This window comes from Rhodococcus sp. ENV425 (assembly GCF_002887785.1).
Taxonomy (GTDB): domain Bacteria; phylum Actinomycetota; class Actinomycetes; order Mycobacteriales; family Mycobacteriaceae; genus Rhodococcus; species Rhodococcus aetherivorans.
The window spans coordinates 1-14,603 of the sequence record NZ_PCZU01000050.1 but is presented as its reverse complement, the minus strand read 5'-3'; the positions used below and the strand labels follow the sequence as shown (position 1 = coordinate 14,603).

Genomic DNA, 14,603 nt, shown 5'->3' with positions numbered 1-14,603 from the left:
GGCCGATGCCGATACCGTGTCCGGTCACGGTCGAGACCACCAGGCACCGCTCGGGGCCTGCCGGCATCCTCGACAAGGGCGGCAGCCGTCCGCGTGGTGCAGAGCTCTCGTCGCGCCTCTTCACTGCGATGCACTGCGCTTCGGACGGCGCGGATGCCATCGAGGCGATGCCGGGACGTCGGCGCCGTCGGTACGAGCGTGGCGGCGTCACCGAGAACACGTCGCCGACGGGACGCCCAGATCGCAAACAAACTCGACTATCGGCCTCTCGTCGGCATCACGCCCGAGACGGCCGCCCCTTCCGGACGCGTGCATCGTGTCGTGCCGGAGGGAAATTGCTGTCCACCAGCGGTCGATGACGAGACGCTGTCCGACCCAGGTCGGGCCCTGCGTCACGAAACAGGGACGGCAACGACACAAACTTCGGCGAGGAGTTGACCCCCTTCATGTCTCCTCCCAATACTGTTGTTCAGCAATGCTTTTCAAGTGCAGACAGGAGCGGAGGTCACTCGGAGTCTCGGGGTACGAAGATCGGGAATCGCTCGCCTGGCTGCGTGGACCGGAACCGCACCCGTACCGGCCGCTCGGTGGGCACCGGAACGTCGCCGTCGATCCACGAATAGACCCAGGGGCCCTCGTCGAGTGCGACGATGGCGATGATCGACGGGCAGGGCGCGCCGCACACCGGGTCGGGGGTGCGATCGACGACCCGGCACGAGACGATCACTCCCGCGCCGGCCGAGGAGATGGGTTCGAGAGTGCGGGCGCCGCACGAGGGACAGCGCCCGGTCAGGGGTGCGAGCACCGCGGCGCAGCCCTGGCACTTCCAGATGACGAGTTTGCCGAATCGGGTGGTCTCGCGTCCGCGACGGGCGAGACCGGTGCTCACGACGCCACCTCGGTGGGGAGCCGGTCCAAGGCGGTGCGCATCGTGTGCCCGAAACACTCCGGGTCGGTGATCGGCCACCCGTGTCCGCCCGCGACGGTGAACACCGGCGGTCCCCCCAGGCCCGCGCGGAGCGATTCGACGCTCGCCCACGGGACCAGGCGGTCGCCCCGGCTCCACACCAGCGCTACCGGTAGACGTCGTTGCGCGAGCCGGTGCAGCTCAGCGGTCAGGTCCCCACCCCGGGCGGTGGGGTCCGTGCTCCCCACGCTTCCCGGATCACCGACGTAGTGGCGACTGGTAGTGGTGGGACGAGTCCGTGTGGTCGAGGCGAGCATCCGCAGCGACAGCGCGTCCCCCAGCGCCGCAGCGCCCCGCTCCCACAGGGGTCCGTCACCGAGCGGGGGCGTCGCACCATTGACGTCCGGCCACGCTCCTGCCCCGACGGAATTGACGAGAACCAGTCGCACTATCCGATCCGGCAGATCATGGGCGGCCCGGATCGCCAGCGCCCCGCCGAACGAGTGCCCGACCAAGGTCACCGGACCGAGTCCGGCAGCGCCGAGAAACCGTCCGAGCCAGGCGGCGCAGTCCGCCACGGTCCGCTTGTCGAGTGGACGGTCCGGCACTCCGGCAAACCCGGGGATCGCCGGGGCGTAGACCCGACAGCTCCGGGCCAGCTGGGCCAAGGCGTGACGGTAGATCCAGGGTGTCAATCCCCATCCGGGAACGAAGACCACCGGCGATCCCCGCCCGAGAACTCCGCACACCTCCGCCCGGTCGTCGACGCGAACAGTGGACCAGTGGATCGCTGTGTGGTGACCGTGGGCTCGGGTCACCGGAGATCGGTGTCGGTAGGGCATCGGATGGACCTTCGGTCGAGCTGGTGAGACATGTCACACCATGGCCCGCCTGTCGCGGCCAGGCGACGGCCGTAATACCTAGCGACATACCTATTTTTTCAGAGGAAGGAAACTGGTCGGTACGAAACGAAGGCCGACGGCCGCACCCCGACATACCTTTTCGCACCGCCCGATCGTCACTAGGGGCGGAGTCATCGGACTCCGTGTCCGCCAAAGTGACGATTGTCGCGACATGACCAACACCGAAAGCGATTATTTCACAGCACTATTCTGTGTCGATTGCAGTCATTCACGACAGTGGGGTGCAAAGTTCACCGTCGAATGCTGCAGAAGTTGCCGCTCACACATCCCTTCCGCGGCACAGGCCGGTGCATACCGATCGGTCCTTACAAAAGCTGGGAAGCGGGGTGTCCGGGACTGTCAGGTACTACCGGGCCGCCGACGCAACGCACCTGCGAGTTCCGCGACTTCCTCGAGACTGGGCGAGTACTCCGACCCGGAAAGAAGTTGTATGTGGTGATCAACGACTTCAGTGTGAGGCTCCGCGCTCCTTCGCGCTGGACGGACCTGTTCACCGAGGCCATGCGGACCACACGCCGCCATCGCTCCTACACGCTGGCGAAACCCCGCGCCGATCTGAAGACGAATTGTCCCGCCCCAACGATCCTGGACCGTTTGACATCCTCCCCGGCCTGAAGGCCGAGGATTCCCACCAGCGCCAGTGGCGCTCTCCTTAGTCGTGCGTCTGCTCGGTAACCCAAGCCGCGACCTGGGCCCGGGAGGTGAATCCGAGTTTGGCCAGGATGTGCTCCACATGGCCTTGTGCCGTGCGAGGGGAGATCACCAGGCGACGGGCGATGGCCTGATTCGTCAGGCCTTCGCCGATCAGGTCGGCGACTTGGCGTTCCCTCTTGGTCAGTCGCGCCGACGCCTCGGTGCCGGGCGGGGAGTCGACTGGCGGGTGCTCGCGCAAGGCGTAGGCGATGGCCGCGTCGAAGCCGAATTGCTCACCTTGGCGGTAGGCCGCGCTGAAGGCGTCGCCCCCGAGCTTCTGCCGGGTCTTGCGGGCACATTCTTCGTGGTAAGCAACCAGATGGGAGTGAATGATCGGGGAACTGCCGATCGCCTGCGCCAACCCGTCCGCAGCTCCCATCAGAACCGCAGCCCGACGTGCATCGCGTTGGTCGACGCTGATCCAGGCCAGCGCCTCGAGGGAGGCTGCAACGATGTGGGGACTACGCACCTGCCGGGACAGCTCCAGTGATTCCTCGAGAAACTGCGCCGAACGACTTGTATTACCCTGCTGCCACAGGATAATTCCCAAGGCCCACAGCGCATACGATCGATGCACCGTCTCGCCGTGCGTTGTCGTGATCGCGAGGACCCGCTCATGGCATTCGAGTGCCTCCTCTCTCAGGCCGGACAGCCCATAGGCCGTCCCGAGTGCCGTCAGCGCAGTCACCTCGAGCGTCCGATCGCCGCGTTCACTGAACTGTGCAAGTGCGGATTCGAGGTGAGAACGGGCATGTTCGAAATCACCGCTGAGGAGTCCGAGCCTTCCGTCGGCGAAGGAAACCAACGCGCGCACCAGGGGGTCGGTGGTCTGCGCGGCGAGCGTGCGCGCGTGCTCGACGAGTGTGGTCCCGGCGTGGAAGTCGCCCTGGACGTTGGCCATTACGCTGGCACAGTAGAGCGCCCTGGCCCGTTCGAGGATGGGTGGGCCGTCCTGGCGGGCGAGCAGTTGGTCGTACCAGCGCCGCCCCTCGTTGTAGAGGCTCTGAGAGCTCCAGAACGAGAACAGTGCGGCAGCGATGCGCAGTCCGGCGACGGGATCGTCCTTGACGCAGAAGTCCCGTGCCTCGCGAATGTTCGGTTGTTCCCGCTTCAGGCGGGCGATCCAGTCGAGCTGGCGGGCGCTGATCCACTCGGCCTCCGCGGCGCACGCCAACGCCTCGTACCAGTCCCGGTGCCGGCGACGCACGGTAATGTCCTCGCCGGACTGCTCGAGCTTCTCGACGCCGTAGTCGCGCAGCGTCTCGAGCATCCGGAACCGCACCACCGACCCGGCCTCCTCCCGGATCAGGATCGACTTGTCCACCAGGGCGGTCAGGGTGTCGAGCACCTCGCCCGCGGCCATATCTGCACCGCACACCTGCTCCGCGGCGTCGAGGTCGAAGCTGCCCGCGAACACCGCCACCCGACCCCACACCCGTTGCTCGACGGCGGTGCACAACTCGAAACTCCAGTCGATACACCACCGCAGCGTCTGTTGCCGCGTCGGCGCACCCCGGCTGCCGCGGGTGAGCAGGATGTAGCGGTCGGTGAGCCGCTCGAGGATCTGCTCGGGGGAGAGCGCCCGCAGCCGGGCCGCGGCCAGCTCGATCGGCAGGGGCAACCCGTCGAGCCGGTGGCAGATCCGTGCCACCGTCGCCGCGTTGTCCTCGGTGAGCGCGAAACCGGGCACGGCGGCCGCGGCGCGTTCGGTGAACATTTTCACCGCCTCGTATCGGGGCAACGTCCGCATCGAGGGCGGCTGCTGTGGATCCGGGACCGTCAGCGGGGGGACGGCGAGCACCGCCTCTCCGCCGAGGACCAGGGGTTCGCGGCTGGTGGCCAGGATCCGCAGCCGAGGACACGTTCGCAGCAGCAGGTCGGCGAGGTCGGCGACCGCGTCGATCAGGTGCTCGCAGTTGTCGAGCACCACCAGCACCTGCCGCGGGGCGAGGAATTCGAGCAGCACCTCCTGCATCGGCCGCGCCGACTGGTCCCGCAGCCCCACTGCGGCGGCCACCGCGTCGAGCAGCGACGCGCGGTCGTGCAGCTCCCCGAGTTCGACCAGGCGCACCCCTTGGGCGTAGTCGCGCTGCACCGCCGCGGCGACGCGCATCGCCAGGCGGGTCTTGCCGACTCCGCCGATTCCGGTCAACGTCACCAGCCGGGAGCCGGTCAGGAGGTTCTTCGCCTCGGTGAGCTCGTGCCGGCGGCCGACGAAACTGGTCCGCTCCAAGGGCAGACTGCCGGTGGTGCCCGGTATGGCGGGTGCCGTGGTCCGGCGTCGGCCGCTCGGCACCGGCCCGGGGTCCCCGGCCTCCGAGTCGACCTCGGCCTCTGCGTCGGGTTCGGCGCGTAGGGCCATGTCGTCGACCGGGAGGTCGTGGTTGCGTTGCAGCTGCTGCAATTGGGTCCCGAAGGCGGCGGCGGTGGCCGGACGCCGACCGGGCTGGCGGGCCATCGCCCGGGCGATCGTGTCGGCCACGTCGTCGGGGATCCCGTGCTCGCGCAGATCCGGCACCGGTTGCGTGGTGATCCGCAGGAACTGCGCGACCACCTGCTCCCCGCTGCGGCGTTCGAACGCGGCGTGGCCGGTCAGCGCACTGAACACGGTGGCGCCCAGACCGTAGACGTCGGCGGCCGGACTCGGTGGATCCCCGGCCAGCACCTCCGGCGCGGTGTAGGCGGGCGATCCGGTGACGGCACCGGTGGCGGTCTCGAAACCCCCGGCGATGTGCGCGATGCCGAAGTCGGCCAGTTGCGGTTCGCCGTACTCGGTGAGCAGGATGTTCGCCGGTTTGACGTCGCGGTGCACGATGCCGAGCCGGTGCGCGGTCTCGAGCGCCCCGGCCATCTTCACCCCGAGCCGCAGGGCCTGATCCAGCGGCAGCGGCCCGTGCCGGTGGATTCGCGCGTCGAGGGAACCCTGCGGGTGGTACGGCATCACCAGGTAGGGCCGGCCGCTGGCGGTGGTGCCGACCTGCAGGATGGGGACGATGTTCGGGTGCCCGGTCAGCCGCCCCATCGCCCGCTGCTCCCGGAGGAACCGTGCCCGGTTCTCCTCGTCGAGGTCGACGGTGAGTACCTTCACCGCCACCGTGCGATCCAGGTCCGCCTGGGTGCAGCGGTAGACCACGCCGAACCCGCCGCGGCCGATCTCCCGGACCTCGTCGAACCCGGCGTCGGCCAACTCCGCGGCCGGGGCCGGCGGGTACCGCTGCGTATCGCGCGGATCCCGGTCACCCATCGGTACGAGCTACTCACTCCGTCGACTCGCTACTCCCGCGCACCGGTCCCGACGGCACAACCAGCGCACGTTCCTCCATGACCCCACCTCGTGAGGCGTGGCCTCAGGATATCGCCGTATGCGGTCGACGGATGCCTTCGACCGCTCCGGAACTGCAAGACGAGACCCAGCCCCGGTGCGACACCCGTGGTGATCAGTTTCGAGGCCACGGACCAAGTGGTGCAACTGCGGCAGGTCATCCGCTGGAGACCGCAGCCATCCACATGCCCCAGACTCGCGCCGCGGCCGTCGATGAAGCATCTCGGCGGCGGCGGTGACCTGGGCGACGGTGACCTCGAGATGCCGGCAGCCGGCGAGGACCTGCTCGAGCCCGCTCTGCTCGTCGGCGGTCAGGTCATCGGAGCGCAGCCTCGAAAACACGATCCGCCGGACCTTCGGCGCCGACCTTCCGAGCGGGGCGGCTCCGACCTTACGCCGTGGCCGTAGGTAGTCGCGGACGGTGGCGCAGCTCCGGCGATACTCCAATGTCCGACGTTCCTCGGAGACAGCAGAAGTGGAGACTTATCCGTAGTTGAGCCCACGCACGGAGACATCCGGCGAACTCGTCCCGCAGGCTGGGACGGCCGGCACGGCGATGACGAAGCGGAATCCACGGAGACAATCGGATCTTCCGGTAACCGGCGCCGGTGCGCCGAACCCGCCATTACCAATCGGCCACTCACATTCGTTGTTGCCGCGACATGGTGGGTGTCCATGTGGGTGCCGCTCCCCATAGACGCCGATCGCGCTCTAGCGCGGCTCACTTCTTCTTCGCGGCCGCCTTCGACGCCTTCTTGAACTCCCGGACCTCCTGCAGGGTCTGCGCGTCGACGACGTCGGCGATGGACCGCCGCGACCCGTCCTCGCCGTACTCCCCCGCGGCCTCCCGCCAGCCCTCCGGCCGCACCCCGATCTGCTTGCCCAGCAGAGCCAGGAAGATCCGGGCCTTCTGGTCGCCGTAGCCGGGCAGGGCCTTCAGGCGCTTCAGCACCTCCTTGCCGTCGGGGTCGCCGCTCGTCCACAGGGCCGCCGCGTCGCCGTCGTAGCGGTCCGTGACCTCGGCGCACAGCGCCTGGATCCGCTTGGCCATCGATCCGGGAAACCGGTGCACGGCCGGCGGCCGGGCGCAGATCGCGGCGAACTCGTCCGGATCGGCGTCGGCAATGCGGTGCACGTCCAGACCACCGAGGCGGTCGGCGAGCTTCTTCGGTCCCGCGAACGCGGTCTCCATCGGAACCTGCTGATCGAGGAGCATCCCGATGAGCAGGGCGAGCGGATCGGCGGCGAGCAACGCATCGGCGTCGGCATCGCCCACGAGGTTCAACGTCGGTGCCATGGCCACGATCATGGCATCCGCGGCGGGCATGGGCCGAGGAGGCACTCCGCTCCGGTCGGTCATGTGAGTCAGGCCGCAGCCCGGGGCGGAGGGCGTGTTCGGCGGCGTAACGCCGGGCCGACGAACTCCTCGACCTTCGTCGGCGTGCGCGGACCTGGTACCGCGGTCGGTGTCGGCGGTACGATTCGCCTCGTGACGTCCTCGCCCGGGACAATCGCTCAGGCGCTGCACGGATCGTCCGTGGACATGGTGACCCTGCAACGCCGATACGGTGCGCAGTTTGCAATGGTCCGGAAGGTTCTCGGCGTAGCGCCGAATGCCGCCGCGTATTTGGAGATCTGGCCGATCGGGATGCGCACGTACAACGTGCTCGTACCCAACTTCCTCAACCTGCCCTTCCTGCTGTTCGGTTTCGGACCCCCCAAGGCGACGGTCGGCCTCGCCATGTACACGGCCAGCCGCGCAGCGGGGTGCGCATACTGTGCATCACACTGCTGCGCGTTCGCGCTCCGGCGTGGGGCCGACGAGGGTGATCTTGTGCGGATCGTGGGCCGGGGGCCGGCGTCGGGTGGCTACAGCAGTGCCGAGCGGTCCGCGCTCGACGTCGCGGAGGGACTCGGACGCGTTCCCGGGTCGCTGACCCCGGCGCAGCGGGATGCACTGCGCGATTCCTTTTCTCCGGCGGACGCGGAGTGGTTGGTGCTCGCAGTCGCGGTGATGGGCTTCTTGAACAAATTCAATGACACTGTGGGCATTCCGCTCGAAGAGAGCATGCTGGCCCTCGCCGACGAGGTGATCGGTCCGACGGGCTGGACGGCCGGAAAACACCTGCCGATACCGGCAGCCACCGTAACGCCGACCAAGCCGCAACCGGACAGGTTTGTGGACCTGCTCGCCTTGTTGCCGGTCTTGCCGTCGGTGATCCGCGCCGACAAGCACTGGACGTCCGGTGTGCCACACAGTTGGCCGGCAGTCGGGATTCATCTCCGCCAGCGGACGGGCCACGACTTCCCGATCCTGGCGCACCTGTCACACGGCCGGGCGATTCGCGCACTCGCCGCCGTCCTCGGTGCCAACACCGACCCGAAGCAGAGCCGGCTCGGGTTGCGCGCGAAGCACCTGGCCGGTCTCGTGTACGCGAACGCAGTCGAGGACGAGGCGCTCGCGAAATCGGCGCGCAATCTGGCCGAATTTGCCGGCGCAACCACTTCACAGCTCGCCGGGAGCCGCGCCGGGCTCGACGTGCACACCGACACGGCCCTCGCCTACGCCGAGGCCGCATCGAGCAGCCCGGCACAGATCACCCCGGAGGTCGTCGCCGCTGCCACGAAGGAACTTGCGCCGCCGGAGATTATCGAACTGACGGTGTGGATTTCCGTGATGCAGCTCCTGCACCGGCTGCACGCCTTCTACGAGTGAGTTCTTCCACTTCCGCGCCGCGGCTCAACGCATGCTCTCGTGTTCGGCGTCGAGGTAGTCGAGCATCGGGGTCGGGGCGGGCAGCGTGCGGCGGCAGCCGGTGAGCCCGGCGACCGGCGGCCCGCCCGCCACGAGGTGCGTGCCGTCGCGCAACGGCCACCGCCGACGTCGTGCCACACGTTCCTCTACCTTGCTCGCCGGCGGTGAAACGGACGGGTTCGGATGCCGGCGACGACGTCACCCGCCCAGAGCGGACGCGACGAGGAATCCGAGGGCGGTGGATATTCCCACCCACCAGCCACCTTCCCGGTATGCCTCCGGCATCAGGGAATCGGCGAGGACCGCGATCGTCGCGCCACCGGCGAAGGCCTGGATGAGCGAGATCCCCGCGGGGGGCAGCGAGTCGGCATACGCCGTCGCGACGACCACCACGACCACCAGCAGCGCCGCCGTGATGCCCCAGATGAGCACGGCCTTCCGCCGGTCGAAGTTCGAGCGCATCGACGCGGCACCGGCGACCGCCTCGGGCACGTTACCGACGGCGATGGCGACCAGCAGTACCAACCCGCCGGCACCGGCACCGCCGAGCGTCACCCCGAGGGCGGCGTTCTCCGGGATCCCGTCGAGCAACGCCCCGAGCATCAGCGCCCACCCCAATGCAGCGGCGCCGAGCCGGCGCTCGATCAACCGGTCGGCGACGACGTACACCACGGCACCGAGCAGCAGCGCGCCGCCTGCGGACCACAGGCCCTGGTCCGCGAAGGCGGGCGCGAACAATTCGGTGGACACCGCGGAGACCATGGCTCCGGCACCGAACGCCATCAGGGCCGCAAGCAGCGGACGGGGCAGGTCGTACCGGAGCCCCATCAGGGCACCGGCGAACAGCGGCACCGCGGTACCCAGGCCGTACCAGAAAGCTGTCAGCACCGTGCCACTCTACGGCAGAACGTGGCGCCCGCCCGGCCGGCGCCGGGTGGGCGCGTCCGACACGAAAACCGTTGAACACCAACGGTTACGTACCATTTCGCCGGAAACCCGACTACGGCGCGTATTCTGCCCCATCAGGCCCTTCGCCGGGGCTCTTCGGTGTGGGTTCCGGTATGCGCATCATGCGGAACGAGTTGAACACCCCGATGAGACCGGCGAGGAGGGGAATGAGCAGTGCCACCTGTAGGGCGAGCGGTCGTGCGTCGGTGTTGATACGGATGATCTCGTCTTGAAACTCCGGGGGTTCGCCGGCGAGCAGCTGTTCGAGCTGGGTGTTGCTCATGACTTCGGCGTCGTCCTCGAGGACCTGCGCCACCTGCTGTTGCTCTGCCTGCGGGAGCACGGTGCTCGATTCCGCCATTGCGGTGAAGGTGAGGGACAGCGTTGCCAGCATGATGGCGCCGGCGAACGCCAGCCCGAACGACAACCCGAACGATCCTGCCGCAGAATTGACGCCGGCGGCTTCGCTGATCCGCTCCTCCTCGATCGGGGCGAGTGTGTAGTTGTTGAGTTGAGAGACCAACAACCCCAATCCCGATCCGGCAATCACCAGGGGGATCACGAGGCCCCAGCCGAACTCCGCCCGCGGCACGATCGGGATCAGCGCCACGATCCCGAGCGTGAGGAGAACGAATCCCCACCGGATGATGCCGCTCGGGCGGCGATCACTCGCCTTCTTCCCCGCGAGCAACGCCACTGCGAACATGCTGAGCGACAGCGGTGCGAGGGACAGGCCCGCCTGCAGCGCGTTGTACTCGAGCACCATCTGCAGGTAGATCGGCAGCGCGATCATCGTGCCGCCGAGCGCAATCTGCTGGAGCATCTGCCCGGAGATCCCCAGCTTGAAGATCTTGGAGCGGAACAGATCCGGGTCCAGCAGCGCCGGCTCGCCTCGACGTTTGCGCCGCACGAGCCAGTAGGCCAGCACAGCCAGCGCAATCGCACCGACCACCAGGAGCGCACCAACGGCTTCGCCGCCCTCCTGCCACACCAGGATTCCCAGCACGATCCCGCCCATGCCCAGAACGGAAAGTACCGCACCAATCAGGTCAACGCCCCGAGGTCCGGTGTACGGCACATCGTGGACGAGCCTGATACCGGACAGCACGACCCCGATGACGACGACCTCGAGCACAAACCCGACGCGCCACGACAGGTAGGTGGTGATGAAGCCTCCCAGCAGCGGTCCGACGGCAGCGGCAATCGCAGCCGCCGCCCCGACCAGCGCGTAGACCTTCTTCTGCGCCTCCCCCTCGAAATTGCCGTGGATGAGAGACTGCATGGCGGGCAACAGGAGTGACGCGCCGATCCCACCGAGTACGGCCCAGAAGACGACGATCACGGTCAGGCTCTGCGCGAACGCCATCGCCGACGCACCGACTGCGTAACCGAGCAGGCCGAGCACGTACGCACGCTTGCGTCCGATGAGATCACCGACCTTGCCACCGATCAGGATGAATGCCGCAGAAACCAACGCCTCGAGCGCGATCGCAGCCTGCACGCCGCTGACCGTCGTGCCGAGGTCGCGAACCACCGATGAGATCGAGACGTTCATCAGCGATGTGTCGACGACGAGCACGAACATCGCCATCGCCAGCAGTAGGGCGAGCAGGCGTTGCGGGCCCGCTGCCTTCTCGGAGGGATCGCTGGCCGTTGGTCTCTCGATCACCGGAGACCCATCGTCCCGGCAGTGGTGACGTTCCCCCGGCCGTCCGTTTCGGCACGGGAGTGTGTCGACCGGCCGATCGCTCGCCCGCGGATACCCGCGGCATCAGCCCGGGTGGGCGATCGGCGGCGGGCAGCCTCTGACATCACGGCCACCTCCTGGGTGTACGCCCGCCCATCTTCAGCTCCTCGGCCCGGCACGGGAGGGGATGGCCGGGAGCACGACGTCAATCCCGTGACACGAGTGTCTCACGTGCGAGGCGACCTATCCAGAGCGCACGAGCCGGCCATGCGACGGCGGTCTCCGGGGAAACACGCCCCATGGGCTCGCGCGGTTCCATCGGATCGATCTCCGCCGAGGCGCGTTCGGTGTCGTAAGCGGGCCGCGGCCGGTGCGGGGCGCACGCGGGTGGCATTGAACAGGTCACGGCGACTCCCCGGCGGCGACGCCCACCCGGTCCTGCCAGGTGGCCTGCGCGCCGGAGTCGCCCACCCGATACACCTGAACCGTCGCGCCGACCCCGACGAGGACCGCGACGAGGGCGGTGACCACGGTCAGGAGCCGCACTCGTGCGGCCGGCATCGACCCACGCGAATCCAGCACGTGCAGGGCCCCGACCAGCATCGCCGCGGCGAACAGCCCAGCGGCGACGAACGGCATGGTGTCACCGAGCTCGGTATGGGTGTGCAGCAGTGCGGTGCGGTCGACCTGATGCTCCAGCGACTCACCGGCCTCGGCGGTCAGCGGGGTCAGGACGAGCAGTGCGGTGGCCAGCGCCGCAGTGGGCCACACGAGCCGCACCCGGGCGGCGGGCCAGAGGGCCGAAAGGACGACTCCGACCGCCACGAGCGGCACCAACACTACGATGGCGTGCACGAACAGTATGTGCGCCGGGAGTCCGTTGATCTGGGACATGCTGCTCCTCGGGGAGAGGGATGACCGGACATCTACTACTTTCTCGATAGTAGTAAGCCGTCCTGAGAGGAGCCTGAAACCGATGGCGCGGCGCCTACGCGGCACCCTGGAGCAGGAGATCGTCGACGTCCTTGCCGGCGCGGAAGAGCCGCTCACCGTGGCAAGGGTGAACGAGTTGCTGCCAGGAGCACTCGCCCACACCACCGTGATGACGACGCTGGCCCGCATGCACGGCAAGGGAATTCTGGACCGGACGCCGTCCGGTCGTGGTTACGCGTATCGGCTCGCGGCACCGATCGAGACGCTCCCGGCTGCGCAGGCCGCCCGGGACATGCATCGGCTTCTCGACAAGTACGGCCGCCGCGCGGACGTGCTGGCCCGGTTCGTCGCGGAATTGACACCCGACGACGAGCGGATGCTGCTGAGGCTGCTCGGGCGCGAGGACGGCGAGCCGGACGAAGGGAGAGAGCCGTGATAATGCCTGCTGTCCTCGCTCCACTCGCGGTGGGAGCAGCGCTCGGTATCGGAGCCGAGCGCATCGCGGTACAGGCCCGGCCGGCGACAACGGTCCGGCTCCTACCTGTTCTCTCCGCTCTGTGCGCCCTGACATTGCTCTCGTCGGCGACTGCCGTGGCCCTCACGCTCATCCACCACCGGCCCGGCACGACATCCGTCGCAGTCGCGGCGATCCTCCTCACCGCCGCTCTGTGTGCCACAGCCGGAGGCCTGCGGCACCTCTGGCACGTCCGGCAGAACCTTTGCGCAGCAACTCGATTCTGCCGAAGCCTCCCCCGGACGGAGAGCTACCTCCTCGCCCGGAGCCCGGTCGCCGACGCCTACTCCGTCCCCGGGCGAGGGGGCGGGATCGTCGTGACGACCGCCATGAAGTCGGCTCTCACCGAGGACGAACTGACCGTATTGCTCGCACACGAGCACGCCCACCTGCGGCACCATCATTCCCGGTGGATACAGATCGCCGAGACGTCGGCCGCACTCCACCCGCTGCTGCGGCCGGTTCCCGACGTCGTTCGCCGGGCCGCGGAGCGGTGGGCCGACGAGGAAGCCGCCGCCGGTGGCCGTCGCGCGGCCGCCCAGGCCGTCGCCGCCGCAGCCGTCGCGAGAAGCCGCTCCCTCGAGGCTCATTCGTCGACCACGCTCTCGGTGGCGGGCGGTGACGTCGTCGAACGCGTACACGCGCTGGTCGATCCGCCTCGGCTTCCGTGGGCTCGCACGGTCGCCGCGACGCTGATCGTGGCGATCGCGCTGGTGTCGTTCTCGGCTCTGCGGACAACGGACATCGTCCAGGACGTGCTTCTTCCGGAACACGAGACGCCCCACCTCGTCCTGCAGCGGTGAAGCCGAGCGGACGACGCCGGCCGCCCGCCTCACCGCCTTGTGGACTCACCGCCCTGGGGATTCCGCCTGCACGTCGAACCGCTCGTGATACCGCTGCTCCGCCTCCCGTAGCACCCTGGGACTGAGCCGCGCGTGCGGCTGGATGTCGATCACCAACGGTTCCTGGTCGGGTCCGCGGCCGACCATCGTCCCCTTGAGCAGCCAGAGGAAGCATCCGTCGGGCGTATGCCGCGTGGCGTACCGGTGGACCCGCCGTGCCACCCAGTCCTCGACGGGCCGACGCCACCACGGCTCCGGCGCGACCGGCACGACAGACCAACCAGGCAGGGTGACATTGCCTTCGACATCCCGCGTGGGGCCGTCCGCGGCGTCCGCGGCCGGTCCCGGTGAACAGCGCAGATAGATGAGCGGATCCCCCGCGACGAGAGCGGCGAGCTGATCGAGGCTCGCGATGACCTGCATGTCGTCGGGATCCGGATACATCTCCTCACGTGGCGCCATCGAGGTCCTCGGTTCGTCAGGCGACCGCAGGATTCGTCGGCGAGGAGCCGGCGATCTGCGCGAGAAATTCGTGCCGGCACTTCGCGCGTTCCGAGTCCTGCGACCTAGCGATGGTGGCTCCCTCCGTCGACGGTCCTTCACGGACGCCGTCCGGATACCCGGTACCCGGCGCGCTACTCCCGGTCCGCGGTCGACAGGGGCTCCCCCGACCAGTGCGCCTGGGGTGGGATCCGGTGACGCGAACGCCGACTCGAGCGCCTCGGCGATCCTTCGGTCCCCGATCTCCGGTTGGGATGGTCTCCGTGATCGAGCAGCGGTGGGATCCACGCCACCGGCGGAACCCTTGAAGGGTGCGGGCGGGCACAGAACGCAGGCCGGACGCACCATGTGCGCGCGTATCGTTCGCCTATGGCACTGCACGGTGACGAATCCGAGTACACCCGCGTTCTCGAGGACGTTCAGGCCCTCGTCGCACACGCGATCGGTGCCGGGAACTCGGCCGACAGCGTCCGGGAGTTCTGGCACGAGCAGATCGACCGCTACGTCGAGGACGCGGCGACCGGCTGAATGTCACACGCGTTCGATGTGGGCGGTTTCAGGCGGCCGATGCGACAAGC

13 protein-coding genes are annotated in these 14,603 nt (G+C 68.5%); 4 read left to right on the top strand and 9 right to left on the bottom strand.

Annotation, left to right across the window (positions count from 1 at the left end; all coding sequences use genetic code 11):
• Positions 1–505 precede the first annotated feature (505 nt).
• The 4 genes from CQZ88_RS03975 to CQZ88_RS03955 all read right to left on the bottom strand — a co-directional run bounded on the left by CQZ88_RS03975 (position 506) and on the right by CQZ88_RS03955 (position 7,142).
• Positions 506–889, bottom strand: coding sequence for a Zn-ribbon domain-containing OB-fold protein (locus CQZ88_RS03975; RefSeq protein ID WP_006943109.1), 384 nt, complete (start codon positions 887–889; stop codon positions 506–508).
• Positions 886–1,725, bottom strand: coding sequence for an alpha/beta fold hydrolase (locus tag CQZ88_RS03970; RefSeq protein WP_374703806.1), 840 nt, complete (start codon positions 1,723–1,725; stop codon positions 886–888). Before CQZ88_RS03970 ends, CQZ88_RS03975 begins: the two co-directional genes overlap by 4 nt.
• A 757-nt stretch (positions 1,726–2,482) precedes the next feature.
• Complete coding sequence (locus CQZ88_RS03965) at positions 2,483–5,767, bottom strand: protein kinase (RefSeq protein ID WP_102799276.1); 3,285 nt, start codon at positions 5,765–5,767, stop codon at positions 2,483–2,485.
• Positions 5,768–6,566: 799 nt separating this feature from the next.
• Entirely contained in the window at positions 6,567–7,142 is a 576-nt protein-coding gene (locus tag CQZ88_RS03955; protein WP_029547108.1) for an HhH-GPD-type base excision DNA repair protein, read from the bottom strand.
• 240 nt (positions 7,143–7,382) lie between these two features.
• On the opposite strand from CQZ88_RS03955, the gene CQZ88_RS03950 reads away from it, so the two are divergent.
• Positions 7,383–8,561: a carboxymuconolactone decarboxylase family protein gene (locus CQZ88_RS03950; RefSeq protein ID WP_029547107.1), complete on the top strand. Its 1,179-nt coding sequence runs from the start codon at positions 7,383–7,385 to the stop codon at positions 8,559–8,561.
• A gap of 24 nt (positions 8,562–8,585) precedes the next feature.
• Here the strand turns inward: CQZ88_RS03950 and CQZ88_RS29740 are convergent, their stop codons facing one another.
• From CQZ88_RS29740 to CQZ88_RS03935, 4 genes are all read right to left on the bottom strand, one after another.
• Complete coding sequence (locus CQZ88_RS29740; RefSeq protein WP_155951827.1) at positions 8,586–8,738, bottom strand: hypothetical protein; 153 nt, start codon at positions 8,736–8,738, stop codon at positions 8,586–8,588.
• 60 nt (positions 8,739–8,798) lie between these two features.
• Entirely contained in the window at positions 8,799–9,488 is a 690-nt protein-coding gene (locus CQZ88_RS03945; RefSeq protein WP_006943098.1) for a ZIP family metal transporter, read from the bottom strand.
• 112 nt (positions 9,489–9,600) lie between these two features.
• A complete protein-coding gene (locus CQZ88_RS03940; RefSeq protein ID WP_006943097.1) occupies positions 9,601–11,217 on the bottom strand; it encodes an MFS transporter in 1,617 nt (538 codons plus the stop codon).
• 420 nt (positions 11,218–11,637) lie between these two features.
• Entirely contained in the window at positions 11,638–12,129 is a 492-nt protein-coding gene (locus tag CQZ88_RS03935) for a DUF2231 domain-containing protein (protein ID WP_006943095.1), read from the bottom strand.
• 82 nt (positions 12,130–12,211) lie between these two features.
• Here CQZ88_RS03935 and CQZ88_RS03930 point away from each other — a divergent pair, with 82 nt between their 5' ends.
• Both CQZ88_RS03930 and CQZ88_RS03925 read left to right on the top strand, forming a co-directional pair.
• Positions 12,212–12,604 (top strand): BlaI/MecI/CopY family transcriptional regulator, encoded by a 393-nt coding sequence (locus tag CQZ88_RS03930; protein WP_029547104.1) that lies wholly within the window; start codon positions 12,212–12,214, stop codon positions 12,602–12,604.
• A gap of 2 nt (positions 12,605–12,606) precedes the next feature.
• Entirely contained in the window at positions 12,607–13,485 is an 879-nt protein-coding gene (locus CQZ88_RS03925; RefSeq protein WP_102799274.1) for a M48 family metalloprotease, read from the top strand.
• A 45-nt stretch (positions 13,486–13,530) separates the two neighbouring features.
• Here CQZ88_RS03925 and CQZ88_RS03920 read toward each other — a convergent pair whose 3' ends face one another.
• Positions 13,531–13,986, bottom strand: coding sequence for a DUF6098 family protein (locus CQZ88_RS03920; RefSeq protein ID WP_065923158.1), 456 nt, complete (start codon positions 13,984–13,986; stop codon positions 13,531–13,533).
• Between the two features lie 408 nt (positions 13,987–14,394).
• Here CQZ88_RS03920 and CQZ88_RS29735 point away from each other — a divergent pair, with 408 nt between their 5' ends.
• Positions 14,395–14,553, top strand: a complete 159-nt coding sequence (locus tag CQZ88_RS29735; RefSeq protein WP_006943091.1) for a hypothetical protein — start codon at positions 14,395–14,397, stop codon at positions 14,551–14,553.
• Positions 14,554–14,603 lie beyond the last annotated feature (50 nt).

What these genes read in the sequence shown, in the direction of transcription:
- CQZ88_RS03955 (WP_029547108.1), bottom strand. Translation starts at nt 7,142, where the DNA reads ATGGCACCGACGTTGAACCTCGTGGGCGATGCCGACGCCGATGCGTTG.
- CQZ88_RS03920 (WP_065923158.1), bottom strand. Translation starts at nt 13,986, where the DNA reads ATGGCGCCACGTGAGGAGATGTATCCGGATCCCGACGACATGCAGGTC.
- CQZ88_RS03965 (WP_102799276.1), bottom strand. Translation starts at nt 5,767, where the DNA reads ATGGGTGACCGGGATCCGCGCGATACGCAGCGGTACCCGCCGGCCCCG.
- CQZ88_RS29735 (WP_006943091.1), top strand. Translation starts at nt 14,395, where the DNA reads ATGGCACTGCACGGTGACGAATCCGAGTACACCCGCGTTCTCGAGGAC.
- CQZ88_RS03930 (WP_029547104.1), top strand. Translation starts at nt 12,212, where the DNA reads ATGGCGCGGCGCCTACGCGGCACCCTGGAGCAGGAGATCGTCGACGTC.
- CQZ88_RS03925 (WP_102799274.1), top strand. Translation starts at nt 12,607, where the DNA reads ATGCCTGCTGTCCTCGCTCCACTCGCGGTGGGAGCAGCGCTCGGTATC.
- CQZ88_RS03935 (WP_006943095.1), bottom strand. Translation starts at nt 12,129, where the DNA reads ATGTCCCAGATCAACGGACTCCCGGCGCACATACTGTTCGTGCACGCC.